The 19,572-nt window shown below is 49.7% G+C and carries 14 protein-coding genes; 8 read left to right on the top strand and 6 right to left on the bottom strand.

The features are described from left to right. Positions 1–169 precede the first annotated feature (169 nt). The 3 genes from AC07OI_RS20555 to AC07OI_RS20545 all read left to right on the top strand — a co-directional run bounded on the left by AC07OI_RS20555 (position 170) and on the right by AC07OI_RS20545 (position 4,017). The gene (locus AC07OI_RS20555) at positions 170–832 is read left to right on the top strand and encodes a hypothetical protein (protein WP_495258547.1); all 663 of its coding nucleotides are present in this window, start codon (positions 170–172) and stop codon (positions 830–832) included. A 24-nt stretch (positions 833–856) separates the two neighbouring features. After that, positions 857–1,798: a polysaccharide deacetylase family protein gene (locus tag AC07OI_RS20550; protein ID WP_495258546.1), complete on the top strand. Its 942-nt coding sequence runs from the start codon at positions 857–859 to the stop codon at positions 1,796–1,798. A 251-nt stretch (positions 1,799–2,049) separates the two neighbouring features. Next, positions 2,050–4,017 carry a sensor domain-containing diguanylate cyclase gene (locus tag AC07OI_RS20545; protein WP_495258545.1) on the top strand — a complete coding sequence of 656 codons (1,968 nt, stop codon included), beginning with the start codon at positions 2,050–2,052 and terminating at the stop codon, positions 4,015–4,017. 3 nt (positions 4,018–4,020) lie between these two features. Here the strand turns inward: AC07OI_RS20545 and AC07OI_RS20540 are convergent, their stop codons facing one another. The 4 genes from AC07OI_RS20540 to AC07OI_RS20525 form a co-directional block, all read right to left on the bottom strand. Beyond that, positions 4,021–4,548 carry a GNAT family N-acetyltransferase gene (locus AC07OI_RS20540; RefSeq protein WP_492706531.1) on the bottom strand — a complete coding sequence of 176 codons (528 nt, stop codon included), beginning with the start codon at positions 4,546–4,548 and terminating at the stop codon, positions 4,021–4,023. Between the two features lie 96 nt (positions 4,549–4,644). Further along, complete coding sequence (locus AC07OI_RS20535; protein ID WP_495258544.1) at positions 4,645–5,151, bottom strand: DinB family protein; 507 nt, start codon at positions 5,149–5,151, stop codon at positions 4,645–4,647. A gap of 167 nt (positions 5,152–5,318) precedes the next feature. Beyond that, positions 5,319–6,350: a Leu/Phe/Val dehydrogenase gene (locus tag AC07OI_RS20530; RefSeq protein ID WP_492706535.1), complete on the bottom strand. Its 1,032-nt coding sequence runs from the start codon at positions 6,348–6,350 to the stop codon at positions 5,319–5,321. A 226-nt stretch (positions 6,351–6,576) separates the two neighbouring features. Continuing rightward, positions 6,577–7,179: a dienelactone hydrolase family protein gene (locus AC07OI_RS20525; RefSeq protein ID WP_492706537.1), complete on the bottom strand. Its 603-nt coding sequence runs from the start codon at positions 7,177–7,179 to the stop codon at positions 6,577–6,579. A 213-nt stretch (positions 7,180–7,392) separates the two neighbouring features. Between AC07OI_RS20525 and AC07OI_RS20520 the strand changes: the two genes are divergently transcribed. The 3 genes from AC07OI_RS20520 (at position 7,393) to AC07OI_RS20510 (ending at position 13,843) form a co-directional block, all read left to right on the top strand. Then, positions 7,393–8,628, top strand: a complete 1,236-nt coding sequence (locus AC07OI_RS20520) for an efflux RND transporter periplasmic adaptor subunit (protein ID WP_492706539.1) — start codon at positions 7,393–7,395, stop codon at positions 8,626–8,628. Between the two features lie 3 nt (positions 8,629–8,631). After that, complete coding sequence (locus tag AC07OI_RS20515; protein ID WP_495258543.1) at positions 8,632–11,829, top strand: efflux RND transporter permease subunit; 3,198 nt, start codon at positions 8,632–8,634, stop codon at positions 11,827–11,829. A gap of 448 nt (positions 11,830–12,277) precedes the next feature. Continuing rightward, complete coding sequence (locus AC07OI_RS20510; RefSeq protein WP_492706542.1) at positions 12,278–13,843, top strand: POT-type proton-dependent oligopeptide transporter; 1,566 nt, start codon at positions 12,278–12,280, stop codon at positions 13,841–13,843. Between the two features lie 99 nt (positions 13,844–13,942). On the opposite strand, the gene AC07OI_RS20505 is transcribed toward AC07OI_RS20510, so the two are convergent. Next, positions 13,943–15,625: an alkaline phosphatase family protein gene (locus AC07OI_RS20505; protein ID WP_495258542.1), complete on the bottom strand. Its 1,683-nt coding sequence runs from the start codon at positions 15,623–15,625 to the stop codon at positions 13,943–13,945. A gap of 344 nt (positions 15,626–15,969) precedes the next feature. Between AC07OI_RS20505 and AC07OI_RS20500 the strand changes: the two genes are divergently transcribed. Then, positions 15,970–17,217: a sensor domain-containing diguanylate cyclase gene (locus tag AC07OI_RS20500; RefSeq protein WP_492706546.1), complete on the top strand. Its 1,248-nt coding sequence runs from the start codon at positions 15,970–15,972 to the stop codon at positions 17,215–17,217. A 399-nt stretch (positions 17,218–17,616) separates the two neighbouring features. On the opposite strand, the gene AC07OI_RS20495 is transcribed toward AC07OI_RS20500, so the two are convergent. Then, entirely contained in the window at positions 17,617–18,792 is a 1,176-nt protein-coding gene (locus AC07OI_RS20495) for a DUF3667 domain-containing protein (protein WP_495258541.1), read from the bottom strand. Positions 18,793–18,943: 151 nt separating this feature from the next. Between AC07OI_RS20495 and AC07OI_RS20490 the strand changes: the two genes are divergently transcribed. Then, the gene (locus AC07OI_RS20490) at positions 18,944–19,360 is read left to right on the top strand and encodes a lysozyme inhibitor LprI family protein (RefSeq protein WP_495258540.1); all 417 of its coding nucleotides are present in this window, start codon (positions 18,944–18,946) and stop codon (positions 19,358–19,360) included. Positions 19,361–19,572 lie beyond the last annotated feature (212 nt).

Raw genomic sequence — 19,572 nt, 5'->3', positions numbered from 1 at the left:
AGCCTCAGAATTATAAGCCGCTGCACCAGAAATGAAATGAGAATCTGTATGGAATATATGCACTTCATACGCTCGTTAAAACTTAATGTTATGCTATCGCATATCATTTTGTTGCTCGTCTGCAATTTATACTGGCATCAAAAGAAAAATCTCCTGAAATTATTCATTCATGCCATATAAAAAGACGCTGTTTTCTCTCTTCATTCTTGTGATGCTGACCGCCTGTCAGCCAGGTAATAGATCTGCAGCCAGTGCGCCTTCGCAACAAGATGCAATCCCTGTAGTGAGCAAGACTAGCCTGAGTGACTTTGAAAATTACAGCATGCTCAGCATACAAGATGACTGGAAGGTCGTCAGTTGGTCGGGTAAACCGGCAAGCCTGCCAGGTATTAAAAACAAAGCAGGAATATCAAGCACAATCAGCACAGTCAGCATACTGAAAAAAGAAAAGCAAGCCTGGCGGGTGGTGTCGCAAAAGCAGTTTGCCGATAGCTATAATCCACGCCTGCAGCTACATACTGAATTTACCCTGGCAGGAAAACCTGTATTCGTACTCAAGATACAGCAGGGTGCCGCATATGAGGAGTTGCAGGTTTATGGCATGGTACAAAGCGAATACAAGTTGCTGCAAACCCTGGTGGCAGGGGCTTTTGAATGGACTTATGATGTAGCCGGGAATAAAAAATCTCTGCTGGCAATATCTGCAACACCAGGTGAACAAGCCGAATCTTATCAATGGAATGGTCAGCAGTTCATGCTCATCAATGCTGCCGATGGTGCCGACGCTACTACTGGCACATCAGCAAAATCTGCTGGCTACGTCGTCGATTAAATTAATTCAGAAAACGAATTCAAATTGAAATTTTTCAAAAATGTAGCTCTTGCAGCGAACTCTGTATTTTTAATTACATTCATTTCGCTTGCAGCTAATGCGGGCGCGCAAACAGTAGCTATCACCATTGACGATGGCCCCAATCTGGAACAGACACCTAGGCTAAGCCCTGAACAGCGCAATCAAGCCATGCTGAATGCCTTGGCTAAACATGGCGTATCAGCAGCTTTGTTTGTAACGGCGGACTATGCCGCAAAACAGCCTGCCGGTTATGCACTGGCTAAAGCCTGGGGGGATGCCGGCCACGCTGTCGGCAACCACAGCATGAGCCACCCTGATTTGCACAGTGATAAAGTCAGCCTGGCGCAATATCAGCAAGAAATCCTGGATTGTGACCAGATCATCAGCACTTTGCCTGGCTACCAGAAATGGTATCGCTATACCTATCTGCGGGAAGGTAATACGCCAGAAAAGCGTGATGGCATGCGTAATTTCCTGAAGCAGCAAAATTACCGTAATGCCTATGTCAGCCTGGATACCAGCGACTGGCGCCTGAATGAGAAACTGGTAGACGTGCTAGGCAAAAATCCACAGGCAGATGTGAGCGCCATCAAGCGTGCTTACATGGCTCATGTACGTCAGCGTGCCGAAGCTTATCGCGCCTTGTCCTGGCAATTGCAGGGACGCGATATTCCGCAAGTCATGCTCATGCATCACAATTTGATCAATGCTTTGTGGCTTGATGACGTTATCGCCCAGTTCAAGGATATGGGCTGGAAGTTTACTACACCAGCTCTAGCTTTCAGTGATCCTGTTTATCAGTTGATGCCAGAACGGGCAGCAGCGGGACAAAGCCTGTTACTGTCCATGGCCAGAACTTTGGGATTGGGCAAATTTAAGGGATGGGAGCGTCTGGTTGATGACGGTGATTTTGAGATTGAGCAATTGAAACAACAGGGTTTGTAATTTCTGGCAAAACCAGTCAGAGACAAGCATTGTGGCGCTCAACATCCATTTTCAAGGCAATATTGACAATCATCAGCGTGAATACAGGCAATGGCAGGACAAAATAGTTGTGTTCATGCACCAATAAGGTGAATCGAAATCTCTTTGCTTTACTCGTGCTGATGAATGTTGTCTTGTTTTGTATTCAGTATTTGTATTAAAAATTGTTGCTCGCCTTCAAGCATACTCCCTTTGGTATATGATCGAATCGGGTGAGTTTGTTGTTCCCTGAGTATTGTCGCTCACATCATGTCGATGCCGGTTTTCTGCATGCTGAACATGTGCAAGCAATCTCTGACCACGAATACCGGGTAGATATGAGTCTGGATACTTCGCATAAGAGCAATGATGACTATCAGCATTTGCTGAGCTTGCACCGGCTATGCATGAATGGTATTGCCCGCAAGGCTGCACTTGATGAGAGCTTGCATCTGCTAGTTGCCAGCCTGGGGATTCACTATGCAGGGTTGCTGACAGCTATCGTAGTCTTGCGTGGTGCTGAGTCTGGGGCTGAAACCAGTGTATCGATTGCATCAGATTTACCTGAACCTTGCATCGCTGTCGTGCATGCCATGCCATTCATGGCCGAAAATTTTCAACCTGCAAGTGCTGATACTGCGCAATTTGAGAGCCCGCATCAGGGCAGGTGTATCAAGGATTTGCAAGAAGCAGCGCAAGCTCGTGGACTGTGCCTGGTTGATGGCCTGCCTTTTTTTAATCATGAGCATACTTTGCTCGGTGGCTTGCTCTTTTTTGCAAGGGATAGATCCTCCATTAACAAGCCTGAAGGGCAAGTCCTGCATGAGCTTGCCAGCCTGATCGCCACTCTCGTACAACACGAACATGATCAGCAAAAAATCCAGCAGGCACAAGTATTGGTACGGCAAAGCCAGGCTAGCATGCAGCGTATGGTATTGGCGATAGAAGGCAGTGGCACTGGTATCTGGGACAGGGATGTGCCAGCCGGGCAAATTCATTACTCGCCGGGCTGGAAAGCAATACTCGGCTATACCGATGCAGAAATCTCGAACCGCATAGAAGAAAGTTATACCAGACTCCATCCTGAAGACCTGCCCTATGTGCAAGCCACCATGAAAGCACATTTCGAAGGGCAGACTGAACAATATGTGGTTGAACACAGAGTGCGTTGCAAGGATGGCAGTTATAAATGGATATCCAGCCGTGGCAAGGTCGTCAGTCGTGCGGAAGATGGCAGCCCCTTGCGTATGATAGGCACTACTACTGACATCACTGCCATGCGCACCTTGTCACAACGCCTGCAGGAAAGTGTTGATCTGGTGACTTGCCTGACCAATGAGGTGCCCGGTCTGGCCTATCAGTACTGCATGCATGCCAATGGTGAAGAAAGCTTTACCTACCTCAGCGAAGGTGTACACGATATTTATGAATTAAATCCGGCACAGATGCATGAAGGGGTGGCACTGGTACATGCGCGCATACACCCTGATGATTTTCCTGCTTATCGCACTGCCGTCCTGAAATCAGCCAGCAGATTGGAATACCTGCATCTGGAATACCGCGTCAACCTGCCGCAGCAAGGCATACGCTGGCGTCAGATGGATGCCAGACCGCGCCGCTTGCCAGATGGATCTACACTGTGGCACGGCTTTATTACTGATGTCACCGAACACAAACGCATAGAGCAGGAGTTGCAGGAACTGGCGACCATCGATTTTTTAACGCAAATTCCGAATCGCCGCAGCTTCATGGGCCGCATGGAAGAAGAGCTGGCACGCGTACAGCGCGGTGCCAGTAAATCAGCCGCAGTCCTCATGTGTGACCTGGATAATTTCAAGCTGATCAATGACAGCTATGGCCATGCTGTTGGTGATCTGGTACTCAGGCATTTTGCCCATATCCTGCATGATGAATTGCGCAAGAGCGATTATGCCGGCCGCGTGGGCGGTGAAGAATTTGCCGTGGTGCTGGCAGGTACCGGCATTGCCGATGCCACTGTTTTCGCTGAGCGCGTGCAAAAACAATTACTGAATACGCCAGTTAATGTACATAGTCACATCATCCCGGTGACGGTCAGTATAGGTATTGCCATCATGCAGGCAAGCGATATTGACGCTGATGTATCGCTATCATCCAGCGACATGGCTTTGTATCGTGCCAAGGAGGCCGGTCGCAACCGTATTATCGTCGCTGCAGATTAAGCACTATGTTTTGTTTGCCAGCCATTCTGCCCTGTCCATGGAGTAGACTGCAGTATCCATGTCGTACCAGCGTTCTATGCCGCGATATTGCATGCCCAGTTTTTTCATGACATGGGCTGATCCATGATTGTCCTGGTGACAGACGGCGCATAAGGATTCTGCCTTGAGGTTTTCAAACGCAAATGCAACCATGGCTTGCGCGGCTTCTGAGGCATAACCCTTGTTCCAGCTCTCCTTGCGCAGACGCCAGCCTGTTTCCAGGGGATTGGCCGGGTCGCGTCCTAGATATTGTATGCAGCCAGCACCGATGACTTCATTGCTATCGAGTTCTATGAAACTCCACCAGGAAAAACCATACTCTATCCAGCGTGCCTTGACGCGCTCTATCATGGCCTGCGTGTCTTCCGGTGTATCTGGTTTGCCGGTAATGTATTGCATGACTTCCGGCTGGCTGTTCATGTGGAACAGGCCATCAAAATGGCTGTCGCTCATTGGTTCAAGGCGCAGGCGTGCAGTAGTGAGTATGGTCATGATCAGTCGGGTGGCTATGGGAAAGTGTTGAGTGTAAGCTTGAAAGTATTAGGTTTCAAGCACATAGCCATACGATCTGATATTTGCTAAAAAGTTTCAAGCCCTCAGCACATCCCTGATAAACACAGTGAGATCAGTAGACTGTGGCATGACCTTGGCCTGGTACATCATGTCACCGACAAAACCGCGATGATAGGTAGCGTGATTGACGACGTGCAGCAGCATTTCCTGGCAGCTCATGACACCCTCGCCACCACCGATGAAATTGAAATTGATGACGCGCTCCAGATCATCTTCATTCAAGTCTTGCGTGAAATTCCGGTACCACTCATTCATTTTTTTTGATGCATTCCACAGTTCGGTCAGTGGCGGTGTGGTGGCCGTATTGCGGTCTTGATATTCATGTTTTTGACCCAGTAAATGGGCACGAAAGACATCGTCGATGACATACACGTGGTTCAGGGTATGCAGCATGTTGCCAAAGCGTGTCAGACGAGGGCGCAATATCTCTTCTTCTGGCAAGGCACTCAGCATGGAAAACATCTTGTCGTCTGCCCAGGATTTATAGTGGGTCAGCATGCGTATATTCGATAACATCGTCATTCATATTCTCCGGTTGGATAAGAAAACCTGCCTCTCAGATAGAATATGCTTGTTGATATTGCGCCAGTAGATACAGATGTTTGCGATTACGGCAGATACAATGCGAAAAACAAAAAAGCCACCAGAACATCAGTCTGGTGGCTTTTGAGCCTGCATCAGCGAGGAAATTATTTCTTGAATTTCGCTTCAGCGATGCGATCAGCGATAACGCTGGTTGGCAAGCCTTCTGCATCAGCGCGGGCAAATACTTCTGCCAGGGTTTCACCGATACGGCGTACATGGGCGACCATGCCGTCTTCTGGCGTGTTCAGGTATTCGTAACAAACCTTGATGATGCCACCGGCATTGATGACAAAGTCAGGCGCATACAGGATGCCTTTTTGACGGCAGAGTTCGCCCATCTCTGGCGTCGCCAACTGGTTGTTGGCGCCACCTGCAACGATCTTCGCTTTCAAGCGTGACAAGGTGTCCGGGTTCAGGGTCGCACCCAGAGCGCATGGTGCGTAGATGTCGGCTTGTACGTCATAGATGGCATCGATGGCGACGACTTCTGCACCCAACTCTTCTTGCGCACGTTTCAGTGCGGCCTGGTCGATATCGGTGACGATGAGTTTGGCGCCGGCTTCTTTCAACTGGCGTGCATAGTCATAACCTACATGACCCAGACCTTGCAGGGCCACGGTCAGGCCATCAAAGCTGTCGCGTTTGAAATGGTGTTTGACTGCTGCCTGGGCACCCACGAAGCAGCCCAGTGCGGTATACGGGGATGGGTCGCCACGGTCACCCAGACCGGCAACGTATTTGGTTTTGCTGGCAACATTGGCCATGTCAGCCGGGCTGGTGCCTACGTCTTCTGCCGTGACATAACGGCCGCCGAGGCGCTCCAGGGCTTCACCCAGGGCTTCAAACAGGGCAGGGGTCTTGTCAGTTTTTGGGTTGCCGATGATGACGCTCTTGCCGCCGCCGATAGGCAGGCCAGCAACTGCGTTCTTGTAGGTCATGCCGCGCGAGAGGCGCAATACATCACGTACAGCTTCAGCTTCATCTGCATAATTCCACATGCGGCAGCCACCCATGGCCGGGCCAAGATTGGTGTTATGGACTGCGATAATGGCTTTCAAGCCGGATTTGGCTTCGGATGCGAACACGACTTGTTCGTGGTCGTCGAAATTGATTTCATTAAATACAAAAGCGGTCATGCTTATGGCTCCGCGCGGTACAACCAGGTTCTGCCAGATCAGGCAAATGCAGTAGTGCCGCAAAAAAGTGATTAAATAAGTGGTGTTGTTATGCAAGTAAAACAGTCTCTGATCACTGGTTGGTGTAATCAAAAACACAAGGCGGTGATTGTGTCACGCGTGCGAAGTATAGGGTAAGAGGGGGCGAAACTCAATCTTGCCCTCTGGTTAAGCGTATGTAAGAGACTCAGGCTGCGACACTGATTTGCGTCATATCAAGCAATTCTTTCATGAAGCGCTCCTGGGTTTTCAGGCAAAAACCGGCTGAATAGGGATTCATGAACCCATGTTTGCTGCCTTTGACCAGTTCTGCATCGTGGTTGCGTTGCCTTAAATCGGCCACCAATTCTGCCGGTTCAAATGCCGCTTCCTGTTCGGCAAATATCAGGCGAGTAGGGCAGGCGGGCTGCACATCGCGATAATCCCGTATGCGTGAACCATAAAACAATATGGTTTGCTGCAGGCTGGACATAAATGGATTGGCACTATTGAGCCACAAGGCGCTGGCACCGGCGCTAAAGCCTATGGCGTAACGCAGGCTGGACTGGTTGGCAGCTATCAGTTGGGACAGGTGTTCTGCATACGCGCCAACTCCACCCTCGGCAATAAAGGCATGGTAAGCCAGGGTTTCTGCCGGGTATTGTGTTTTCTCACCGCTAAAAGGCGATGCAATCAGGCAAGGCACAGAAAATTGCCGGGCAAAACTGGCGATTGCCGGCGTATTGCCAAAAACATCAGTGACGATTAATAAGACAGGTGGTGAAGCAGGGGTGAATACAGTAACAGACACAATAAGCAGCTTGGTAGATACGCAGGAGGCGGGAGCCTACCGGACTTATGCTGACATTGCAAGAAACACGCTTATATTTAGCTAATGTTGCAAGCTGGTAATGCATGATTGACACTAGCATGCATGCTCATGGATACTTGGCAAGAATTGGAACTTTTTGTTACAAATCAGCTTCTTAGTGAAACATTCATTATAAATATACGGAGATCCACCATGTTGCGACCCAGTCTGATTTTTCTTTCCCTTGCCTTGTCATTGACGGCATGCAGCAAGGGAGGAAAGGATGGCAAGGAATCGGACCAGGCCAAGGCCAGTGCCAGTGCAGGTTCAGCAAGCTCAAAGTCAGCCAGTGCCAAGATACCGGACAGCCCCTTGCTGGTGACGCAGGAAGATTTGCAAGTGATACAAAATAGCGCACTGTCGTCCGGCCCTGTGATTACCGGTTCGATACAGCCAGAACGCAAGGCCGATCTGCGCTCAGAATTGTCTACGGTGGTCTTGCAAGTATTGAAAGAAAATGGCGAGACAGTGAAACGTGGTGATTTGCTGGTGCGTCTGGATGATACCTCGATACGTGACAGCCGCAATTCTGCAGAAGAAGCTGCCAGGGCATCAGCCCAGTCACTGGAGCAGGCCGAACGACAATTCCAGCGCCTGAAAACTTTGCGCGCATCCGGCATGACTTCTACCCAGCAACTGGAAGATGCGGAAATCCGCCGCAATAATGCCCAGAGTGATCTGGTGGCCGCCAAGGCACGTGCTGCGCAGGCGCGTCAGCAAATGCAACGCACGGAAGTGCGCGCCCCCTTTGATGGTGTAGTCAGTGAACGCAAGGTTTCAGCTGGTGACACCGCACAGATAGGCAAAGAACTGGTCAAGGTTATTGACCCCACCAGCATGCGCTTTGAAGGCTTGCTGTCGGCCGACAAGGTGAACAATGTCAAGATAGGCCAGACCGTCAGTTTTCGTGTCAATGGCTATGGTGACCAGGTTTTTGCAGGCAAGGTGAAGCGTGTGGATATGGCAGCAAACGCCACCACCAGACAGGTGGAAGTGCTGGTAGCCTTTGCAGATGCCACACCGCCAAGAGTATCTGGCCTGTATGCTGAAGGCCGCATAGAAACAGGTTCTACCCAGACCCTGATGATCAAGAGCACAGCCTTGCTGCGTGATGGCGACAAGGCTTATGCCTGGCGCATCAAGGATGGCATCATCAACAAAATCAGTATTGTCGTTGGTGAGCGTGATCCGCGTCGTGGTGATTTTGAAATACGTAGTGGCCTGGCAGATGGCGACAAGGTGATACGTAATCCGGTTTCCACCCTCGTGGATGGACAAAAGGTAAAAATGGTAGCCTCAGCCGGTGCCGACCTGACTGCTTCAGCCGCCTCGGCTTCAGCTTCAATATCGGCTTCAACTCCGGCAACTGCCAATCCACAAGGGAAATAAATCATGTTCCTTTCCGATTTCAGTATCAAGCGTCCGGTCGCGATGATCGTTATCATCATCGCCCTCATGTGCATGGGTTTGCTGGCGCTGAAGAAACTCAAGGTCAATCAGATTCCCGATGTGGAAGAGCCAGTACTGGTAGTAAGCATTCCTTATCCAGGCGCATCACCAGAAACGGTGGAGCGCGAGATCATCAATCGCCTGGAAAAATCACTGCAAAGTATTTCCGGCGTGTACCAGGTGCGCTCAACGGCGTTTGAAGGCCGTGCACAAGTCGTGATTGTTTTTAATTTCAATAAAAACCTGATCGAAGCCTCGGATGAGGTGCGCAATGCGATTGCATCGGTACGCTATAAATTACCGACAGAAATGCGCGAGCCCATACTGCAGCGCAGTGACCCCTCGGCGCAACCGATCATGCAACTGGCCTTGTCTTCCAGTACGCTCAGCCATGCCGAAATTTCACGACTGGCAGAAGATGAATTGTCCGACAAGTTTCGCGGCATAGATGGTGTTGCTACCGTCAGCGTGAATGGTTCCCTGCGCCGTGAATTGACAGTATTACTACACGCCCAAAAACTGCGTGAATACAATGTCTCCGTTGGAGAAGTGGTCACTGCATTGCGCAATCAAAATACCACCGCACCAGTGGGTAAAGTGAGCGGCAAACTGGATGAACAAAGCATACGCCTGATAGGCCGCATAGAATCTCCGGCAGAATTCCAGAATATCGTTATCAAGCGCCGTGGTACTGATTTGGTCAGGCTGGCGCAAGTTGCTGAGATTGCTGACAGCTTTGCCGAAATTGGTGGTTTCAGTGTGCGCAATGGTAACCCCAATGTCGGTATCTCAGTCACACGCTCACGTGATGCCAGTACTGTGACAGTAGCCAATAAAGTACGGGACTTGATAGAAGAGATTAATAAGACCCTGCCAAAAGGCAGCAAGCTGGAAGTCACACAGGATGGCGGCAAGGATGCACAGTCCAGTCTTAACAACGTCATTGAGTCATTGATGTTTGGTGCCGTGCTGACGATTTTTGTGGTGTACGTATTCCTCAATTCATGGCGTTCTACCCTGATTACGGCGATGAGTTTGCCGACTTCAGTGATTGCCGCTTTCATCGCGGTGTGGTTGTGCGGCTTTACCCTGAACTTCATGACCTTGCTGGGCCTGTCACTGGCAATCGGTGTATTGATTGATGATGCGATTGTGGTGCGCGAAAATATCGTGCGTCATATGGAAATGGGTTCAGACCGCCGCACTGCCGCCAGCAATGGCACCAAGGAAATTGGTCTGGCGGTTGCTGCAACCACCTTCTCTATTATTGCCGTGTTTATTCCTGTGGCCTTCATGCCCGGTGTTTCTGGTGAATGGTTCAGGCCGTTTGCGCTGACGGTTGCCAGTTCTGTTCTGGTCAGTCTGTTTATCTCGTTCACGCTTGATCCCATGTTGTCTGCTTACTGGGGTGACCCGATAGGCCATCATCTGGAGCCCAAGCGTGGTATCAGTCTGGTGCTGGCCAAGTTCAATACCTGGTTTGATCACCAGGCTGACCGCTATGGCAACGTGATCGCCTGGGCCCTGCATCACCGCATCTGGATGGCGCTGATCGCAGCACTCAGTTTTGCCGGTGCCGTCGGCCTGCATGCGGCCAAGGGGGGAACCAGTTTCTTGCCAGTCTCTGACAATGGCACTCTGGTTATTGACGTACGCACGCCATCCAGTTCCAGTCTCGATTATGGTCGTATGAAAGTGGAAAAAGCCGCTGAGCTTGCACGCACCATTAAAGAAACCAAGGCCACCAATAGCGTTATTAACAGCGGCGGTGGTCGCGTGTATGTAGACATTGGCAAGAGTACCGAGCGCAAACGCTCAGCAACTGAGGTGGGTGTCGAGCTGCGTAAGCTGGTAGCCACCATCATTGGTGCTGAATACGTGGTGCAGGATGATCTGAGTAACGGCGCCAGAAAGCCAGTACAAATCAGGTTCTCTGGCCCTGACTCGAGGAAACTGACCGAGATTGCCACTGACTTCATGGGGCAACTGAGTAAAGTGCCGGGAGCGGTGGACGTAGGTTTATCCGAGCAAGATCCTAAAGATGAGTTGCAGATAGAACTGGATCGCGGCCTGGCAAACTCCCTTGGTATCTCGGTCAATGATGCCGCCCAGGCCTTGCGTGTGGCGTTTGCTGGTGTCGAGATCGGTGACTGGGTTGATCCCACTGGTGAAGCGCGTGACGTGGCAGTGCGCCTGCATCCGGATGACAGAATCAGTGCAGAAAACATAGAACGTCTGCCTATCGCTGTGGCCGGTAGTGACAAGATGGTGCCGCTGGAGCAAATCGCCAAGATCACCATGGGCAAGGGACCAGCCAAGATCCAGCATACCGATGGCAAACGCATGATAGAAGTATCTGCCAACGCACAAGGTAAGTCTTCAGGTGAAGTCACAACTGAGGCTTTGAAACTTGCCAGGGCCATGAATTTTCCTGCCGGCTTCGGCATAGAACTCGGTGGCGCGGCACGTTCGCAAAAAGAATTGTTTACTGAAATGACCATCGCCCTGGTATCTGGCATAGGCCTGATGTACCTGATCCTGGTCATGCAGTTTGGTTCTTTCACTGCACCTATCGCCGTCATGCTGTCCCTGCCTTTGAGTCTGATAGGTGTGGTAGTGGCCTTGCTGCTGACCAAGGGTACATTGAATCTGATGAGCTTCATCGGCATCATCATGCTCATGGGCCTGGTAGCCAAGAATGCGATTCTCTTGCTTGATTGCGCCAGGAAGCGCGAAGAAGAAGGCTACGACCGCGAAGAGTCACTCATGTATGCTGGCCGCAAGCGCCTGCGTCCTATTCTGATGACGACCTTTGCCTTGATTGCCGGTATGTTGCCGGTGGCCATAGGTCTGGGTGAGGGCGGTGAGTTCTATCGCCCGCTGGCGATCGCGATTATTGGCGGTACCATCACTTCCACCTTCCTGACTTTGCTGGTAGTGCCGACCTTCTATGACAGTATTGAAATCAGCCGTGACCGCATGCTGGCCAAGTTCCGCCGCCGTGAATCACGCTGGAATACCTTCTTTGCCTTCATCGCGACTTTTGTTGAAGCCTTGCTGACATTGGTCATGGTACGTTTTATTTTCCGTCTGCCATTCAGAGCGTGGCGAAAAATCAGCGGCAAACCTTCAGTAGCCTGATGTAAAAAATGCCCACCTGACAAGTGGGCATTTTTATTTTCAGTGCAGGATTTTCTTTATACGCAATAAAATTTTTTTGCTTAAATTTTATTCATAACCGTATCGTGATGAACCCATAAGTTTTTTATTTTTGCAGTGCACAAAGTCAATATTCATGCGGCTTGCAGCCTGGTTGAAGATTCGCTTTACATGGTATTTTGATGGCTCTCTGGCATCATTTTCAGGCTGTACTTCAAGTGATCTTCAATACACTGGTTTTCCAGGTCAAATGGGGGCGTTTTCAGGCTTGACTACCCCCTCACAAATCTGGATACTTCGCCCACTGTTTTTCCAGATATATCCATCTTATATGCTGGCAAAACTTATCCTTGACCCCAAAAGGCAAGCCCGTCTTCAAGAGAGATAGTTTGCCCAGGCTGTGAAAAAAACAATTGAACAGGAGAGACGAATGACTCAATCCGTGGCTATGGATAGCGTTGAAAAAGCGCAAATGCCAAAGCAAATACCCTATATCATCGCCAATGAAGGCTGTGAGCGCTTCAGCTTTTATGGCATGCGCAACATCCTCACACCTTTCCTGATTACCAGCCTGCTTTTGTCCATGCCAGAAGAACTGCGCAAGGGTATGGCAAAAGAGGTGTTCCATACTTTCGTCATTGGCGTATATTTCTTCCCCTTGCTGGGTGGCTGGCTCGCCGACAGGTTCTTTGGTAAATACAATACCGTTTTCTGGTTGAGCCTGGTGTATTGCTGTGGCCATGCCTGCTTGGCAATTTTTGAGAGTAACCGCAACGGATTTTATACCGGGCTATTCCTGATTGCCCTGGGGTCGGGGGGTATCAAACCCCTGGTGACCTCCTTTGTTGGTGACCAGTTTGACCAGTCGAACCGCTCCCTGGCGCAAAAAGTATTTGATGGTTTTTACTGGATCATCAACTTCGGTTCTTTCTTTGCCTCTTTGCTGATGCCCATCTTCCTCAAGGAGCTGGGGGCAAGTATCGCTTTTGGTATCCCGGGTTTGCTGATGCTGATCGCGACCATCATTTTCTGGTCTGGCCGTACCAAATACGTTCACGTGCCACCGGCACCGCGTGACCCGCATTCTTTCCTGAATGTGGTGCGTACTGCATTGACCACCGATGTACCAGGTCAGGCAAAAAGCGGTTACTTCATGGCAGTGGCGGGTGCCTTGCTGGCAGTAGGTTCTTTGTTCCTGATTCCTAAAGTTGGTATCGTTGCAGCACTCTGCCTGGCATTGGTGCTGGTTCTTGGTTTTGGTGGCATGGGCGCCTGGATGCAACTGGAGCGTGCCCGCGGCATTCATCCTGACGTAGCAGTTGATGGCGTGCGTTCAGTATTGCGCATCCTGGTGGTGTTTGCGCTCGTGACTCCATTCTGGTCTTTGTTTGATCAAAAGGCATCAACCTGGGTCTTGCAGGCAGATCAGATGACCAAGCCTTCATGGTTCCAGTCTGCTCAAATGCAGGCTCTGAACCCACTGCTGGTGATGTTGCTGATTCCTTTTAATAACCTGGTCTTGTATCCGTTGTTGAAGCGCATGGGCGTGGAACTGACTGCTTTGCGTCGCATGGGACTGGGTATTGCTTTCTCTGGTCTGGCCTGGATCGTGGTTGGCTTCATGCAGTTGGCCATTGATGGTGGTAACCCCCTGACCATCACCTGGCAAATCCTGCCATATGCCTTGCTGACTTTTGGCGAGGTCCTGGTATCTGCTACCGGTCTGGAATTTGCCTATAGTCAGGCACCACTGGCGATGAAGGGTGTGATCATGAGTTTCTGGAACTTGTCGGTCACTATCGGTAACCTGTGGGTCTTGCTGGCCAACTCCAGTGTCAAGAGTGAAGCAGTGACCGAGCAAATCAAGTCTACTGGTATGAGCGTCACAGCTTTCCAGATGTTCTTCTTTGCCGGTTTTGCATTGCTGGCAGCTTTCCTGTTTTCTCTGTATGCGAGAAGTTATCCTATGTTGAATAACTATCGTCAGGCCAAGTAAGACAATGACGCGCAAAAAAACCGCATGAATTTATCATGCGGTTTTTTTTCGTCCGGCTGTTGCTTAAGTAATTGTTTAGCTGATTGCTTAGCTTACCATTCAACGCAGTATTTCGTTCAGCACGCGTCCTTCAGAACCAGAAGGCGGGCGCACACGTAACAGGTGCGCCAGCGTAGGTGCAAGATCCATGACTTCAGCATATTGGCCATAGGAGCCTGCCTTGAAAGGTTTGCCCATCAGTATCAGCGGCACATTGGTGTCGTAGATATAGGGTGAGCCATGCGAAGTGCCGTGAGTCTCGCTACTGAAGTACCAGTAAGGTTTTACTATCACCATGACATCGCCGGAGCGTTGTTTATGCCATGCACGTTGTACCAGTGTGCCTATGCGGGTACGCGGCAGGTTGCCATTTTCAAACTGCGTACGGGTAAAACTATCTGCAACACCTGGCAAACCCAGCAAAAATCTGGCGGCAGCATTTTCCACATCTTCGCGTTTCAGGTTTTTTTGCTCTAGCAGTTTATAGTCGAGCAAGAAGTTGGGAGCAGACCATTTGCGAACCAGGTCTTTTTGCCCAAATTTTTCTGACAGATGCTGGTTCAAATCTGCGGTCATCTTTTTGCTATCCAGACGTTGCGCATCACGTTTGATGGATTGTGCAAATTCCGGCACATTCGGGAAACCGTGATCGGCGGTCAGCACGACCATGGTGTTTTCCAAACCTATACGCTTGTCGAGATAGGTGAAGAAATTTGCCAGCATCCTGTCCAGCCTTTGCAGATGATCATGTGACATGCGACTCTCTGGACCAAAGCTGTGATTGACATAATCATGACTGGACAAGCTGACACCCAGTACATCCGGCACGCCAGTCGGGTTTTGCCCCAGTTTTTCTCCTTCGATGGCGGCGCGGGCAAAGTCCAGGGTCATTTCATCGACATAGGGGCCAGTGTATAAATCTTTATAGTAGTCAGCATCAGGCTTGCCCGACTTGCTGGTATAGACAAACGGGAAACGCTTGTCTTTTTCTTTTTGATTGATGACCAGTTCATCATTGGCATCATTCACATAAGCGGCATCAGGCAGTAGTGGACGCCATTCCTTGCCATAAAAACGGTCTTGCGGTTTTGCAGCCTGGTATTGCTGTACCCATTGTGGGTGGGACTTCATGTAATACGTGGAACTGGCAAAATTGCCGGTCTTGCTCATATACATATAAGCGGTGCCAGTTTTGCCCGCCAGCAGGATCGCACCCCTGTCCTTGCCGGATACAGTAATCACCTTGCTGTGCTCGCCGTTCGAATAGCGCAATTCATCACCCAGGGTACTGACGCGCAGATTGGCAGGGGATGTGCCGTCACTGCCCTTGGTTTCTTCACCGATATAAGTGTGTTGCTTGTCTTCTGTGCAATAGATGGATTCCAGCGTGACCGGGTCTATCCAGTTATTGCCTATGATGCCATGTTGATAAGGATATGCACCAGTGAGCACGGCAGAGTGACCCACTGCTGTCACAGTAATTCCATGCGCCTGATGCGCATCTGAGAACCAGGCGCCCTGATCCAGCAAACGGCGGAATCCGCCCTGACCAAATTGATCACGATAACGAACGACTTGTTCCTGAGGCAGACCATCGACGACCAGAACCACGATCAGTTTGGCTTGTACGGGTTTTTCAACTGCAACAGCAGCGTGGGACGACAGGCTGGCAGAGGCGGTGAGGCAAGTCAGTAAAAACAGGCGGCGCATGGGCCGGGATATGCTTGGCAAGGGATTCTTCATGATGTATTGTCGAATGGTCAATGATGGTGGCGTTGGCTGATATGGGTTAGCATAGGCTAATGTAAGAGCCGACTTTGACACTGATCGGCACTCAAACTAGCATACACTAAGTGATGCTTCTGACAAGCGCATGACAGCGTAAATCTTGAGCAAAATACATAAGGTTTCCAGTATGTATTTTTTTATATTACATTTCACTTCGGTCCTTTATGATTGTTGCAGCCCAAAAACAATCTGCCTGATCTTGCATTTTCTTACTTTGCTCACCGTTGCCCGGCAGTAAAATGAAATGGCGCATCCCAGCATACATATAAGCGCGGAGCCGGGCTCTGATAGGATCATTCTTGAACAAAGATAATTATTTTGCTTACCTGTTTGATATCTTGCCAGTCGCAATAGCGATTGTTGTGGATGGTAAATTGGTAAAACTCAATCCCGCTGCGGTGCAGTTGCTTGAAGTCAGCGATGAACAGCTATTGATTGGTAAATCTGTCGATGAATTTGTTCATCCTATTGATCAACCAAGGTCACAAGGACGATTGAAGAAGCAGGGCAACAATTGGGCAAATGCGAATAGCAAGTTTCGCATACGTACCAGCAAGGGTAATTTCCGCATGCTGCTGGTGATCAGTAATGCCATCGTATTTGAGGGCAAAGATGCTGTCATGATCAGTGGTATGGACATGACTGAGCATAATGAGATGGAAGAGCAATTGCGCCTGAGTGAATTCAATTTCCGGCGTTTGTTTGAAAACATGCAAGACGTGTATTACCGCACCGATGTTGACGGCATAGTGCAAAAAGTCAGTCCGGCAGTATCTAAAATATTGGGATACACCCCTGAAGAGATTGAGGGCAAGCCTGCCGCAGCACTATATCCGCAGATGGCGGACAGGGAGGCCTTCAGAAAAGAAATCATGCTGCACGGTATGGTCAGTGATTTCCCCGGACAAATGGTCACCAAAGATGGCCGCACCATTGATATTTCAGTCAATAGCCAGGCCCTGTTTGACGACGAGGGTAATTATGCAGGGGCAGAAGGTATCTGCAGAGATGTTACCCAGCGCAAGATGCTGGAAAGGGAATTGCAAAGACTGGCAACCACAGATTCCTTGACTGGCATAGCCAACCGCAGAGCCTTTCTTGAGCATGCCGAGCACATATTCAAGAGCTGTCAGCGCTACCAAACCGAGATGACTTTGATGATGCTGGATCTCGACTACTTCAAAAGCATTAACGACAAATATGGCCATCAGTCTGGCGACCAGGCGCTGATTCGTTTTGCTGAGGCCGTCAAACTGGAGTTACGAGAATCAGATTTGTTTGGACGCCTTGGAGGGGAAGAATTCTGCGTACTCCTGCAGCAGGCCAGTCAACCAGAATCCATGCTGGTGGCTGAGCGCATACGCGCTCACATACAGTCCCTGGTCTTGAATTCGGCTGCTGGCGATGTCTTCGTGCTGACTGTAAGTATAGGCATCGCGACATACAGGTCAGAAGACGATCGCCTTGGCCGCTTGCTGGAGCGTGCAGACAAGGCTTTATATCAGGCCAAGAGTCATGGCCGCAACCGGGTTACCTGGGAAATCTAGAACTCATTTCATAAATAGGTTGAGATGCGTTTGCCTCATAACACGGGCTGGCAAAGGTAAAGCAAGGAATTCGTGCAGCATGCTGCACGCCTGCGTACGATGTGCGCTTGCAAGCGCACATGTGCCCTGCAAGGGGACGAGGCAGTCAATAGCGGTGCTATTGATCACGAGTCGAATTGTCAAAACCTGCAGTCCAGCACGCGTTATGAGGCAAACCCTTAGTGAACTGACGATTTGGGCGCATTGCAGCGTGCAGTTTGTTACCTCGCCCTCGCTAAGGCACCAGCCTTAGCTTCACAGGGTACACACCTTAGGCCTTGCACTGCATCCCAAATCGTCTTGTTCGCACTCACCCTATTTATGAAATGAGTTCTGGAATTTCCCCAGGCGACTGGCTGATCAGGCGCTCAGGCTCAAAATCAGTAACAGATAAATCAGCAAAGAACATCCTGCCACGAACAGCAAGGCTATCGTGCGCCACAGGCTGGCAGCTACTCCCAATTGATAAGCCTCACGTAATTGCCTGAACATATGCAGGGGCGGCACAAAAACAAATAACAGCGATGCCGTGGTACTAAAATTCATGGCATTCAGTATGGCCGTGGTCATCAGAAGCAAGGCCATGAAGGACAGGGAGTACAGCGAAAATACTGCGTGATCGAACATGCCATATCTGCGCTTGAAGATGAAGAGCAGCCATAAAAACGGCAAGGAGATAGGCATGAGCATGAAGGCAAGCTTGGATGCATTGCTCTTCATTTTGTATAAGGTCAATTCAGGTGTATTGACCGCATGCCTGATTTTTTCCTGTATGGATGGAAGAGAAGAAGTAACCGTTACTTTTTGTTTTTTCTCCGCTTGCTTTGCCTGATTTTCTTCTATTTTTTTATACAGTTTTTCATCCAGTTTTTGCGCCAGTTTTCCCACGCCACGGTTCTTGTCATCGTCCTTTACCTGGCTGTTTCCATCATTTTTGATGCCAAGTAAATTCAGTGAATTTTCCAGTGCAGTGATCTCTGATTTAAGATCGGCGATGCTTTCATCCAGTTCTTCCAGTTTTGAGTTACCTGCCGGCAGTTGACCGCGCTCGCCCTCCAGGGATGTCAACTTTGCCTGACTCTCTTGTAAAACCTTGCTGATACCTTCTCTGGTATGCGGTTTGTCAGAAATGCTCTCGAGCGGATTACTGGTCGTGAAAGAAAACACAAAGAACATCACGAAGATCAAAAACAAAAACAGGGCCAAAGGTGATACATAGCGCGTGCGCTGACCTTCTATGTAGTCACGGGTCAGTTTGCCAGGTGACCAGATCAGTTTGGGAATGGTCCGCCATGCCTTGGTCTCAAAGTGAAACAGGCCATGCAAAAGCTCTTCTACCAAATGCAGCAGGGAACGATGAATATGGGCTGATTGTCCGCAGGCATGACAATATGCACCCTGCAGGACGGCATTGCAGTTGGCGCAGGTATGATGAGCTTCATCAGTACTGGCAGCATGATGCACGCTTTTTTCTGCTTCGTTCACTAACACTGCTTCTGCTGCAAGGTCTGCAGCAATTTCTACATCCAGATTCATACGTTTGCTCTCTGATTTTTTTGATTGTACGATGTTGAGCTTCCCTCAGTCCGGCAAGATAGCACAATTCAGGTATGGATTTGATAATATGGTGGACTTTTTCCAGTTGGCCGTTAGAGCTTCTATTTGAGTTGCTTGCAAGGATATCCGTATGCGTCTGTTTCAAATATTGCTGTCTTCATTCTTGCTTGTGTTGAGTAGCGAGGTACTGGCCCAGCGGGCTGCCTCTGGTGAAGATTGTTTCTTCTTGGGTGGGCAGGCTGATGCACGTGTATGCCTGGAAAAACGTGTCATTGACAGCGATGTGCTACTCAGACAGGCGGAGGCAGATACTCTTGACCATGTGCGTCGCTGGGACGACACACCAGAAAACCGCAAGCGGGTGAATAATTATTTATTATCCTCAGGCAAACAATACTTGCGCTATCGTAAAGAACAATGCGAATTACAGGCCGCCCTGGCTGCTGGCGGCACCGGTGGTTCTCATCGGCGTTTCTTGTGCATACTGGAATTGAATGAGCAGCGCATGACTCATTTGCAAAGCGTGACTGAAGTGGTGAAGCGCTAAAAATACCTGCCTGATCTGGCGCAGAAGGGGTCTGGGTAGTTTGCTATGAATGCGTTACCTGATCCATATGGCACTTGTCAGTGAACCTGGTTTCTTGCATATTTACTTATGCTATCCCTGCAGTTGGTGCTATCCTAGAAGTCACTCCCTTCCTGCGTATGTAAAATCCCAAGCTGATCAGGCAGTTCAAGATCAGCCTTCATCAGTGTCAT

This window comes from Undibacterium sp. GW821-FHT07F11 (genome assembly GCF_059418665.1).
This window is presented reverse-complemented; position numbering and strand designations above follow the sequence as displayed.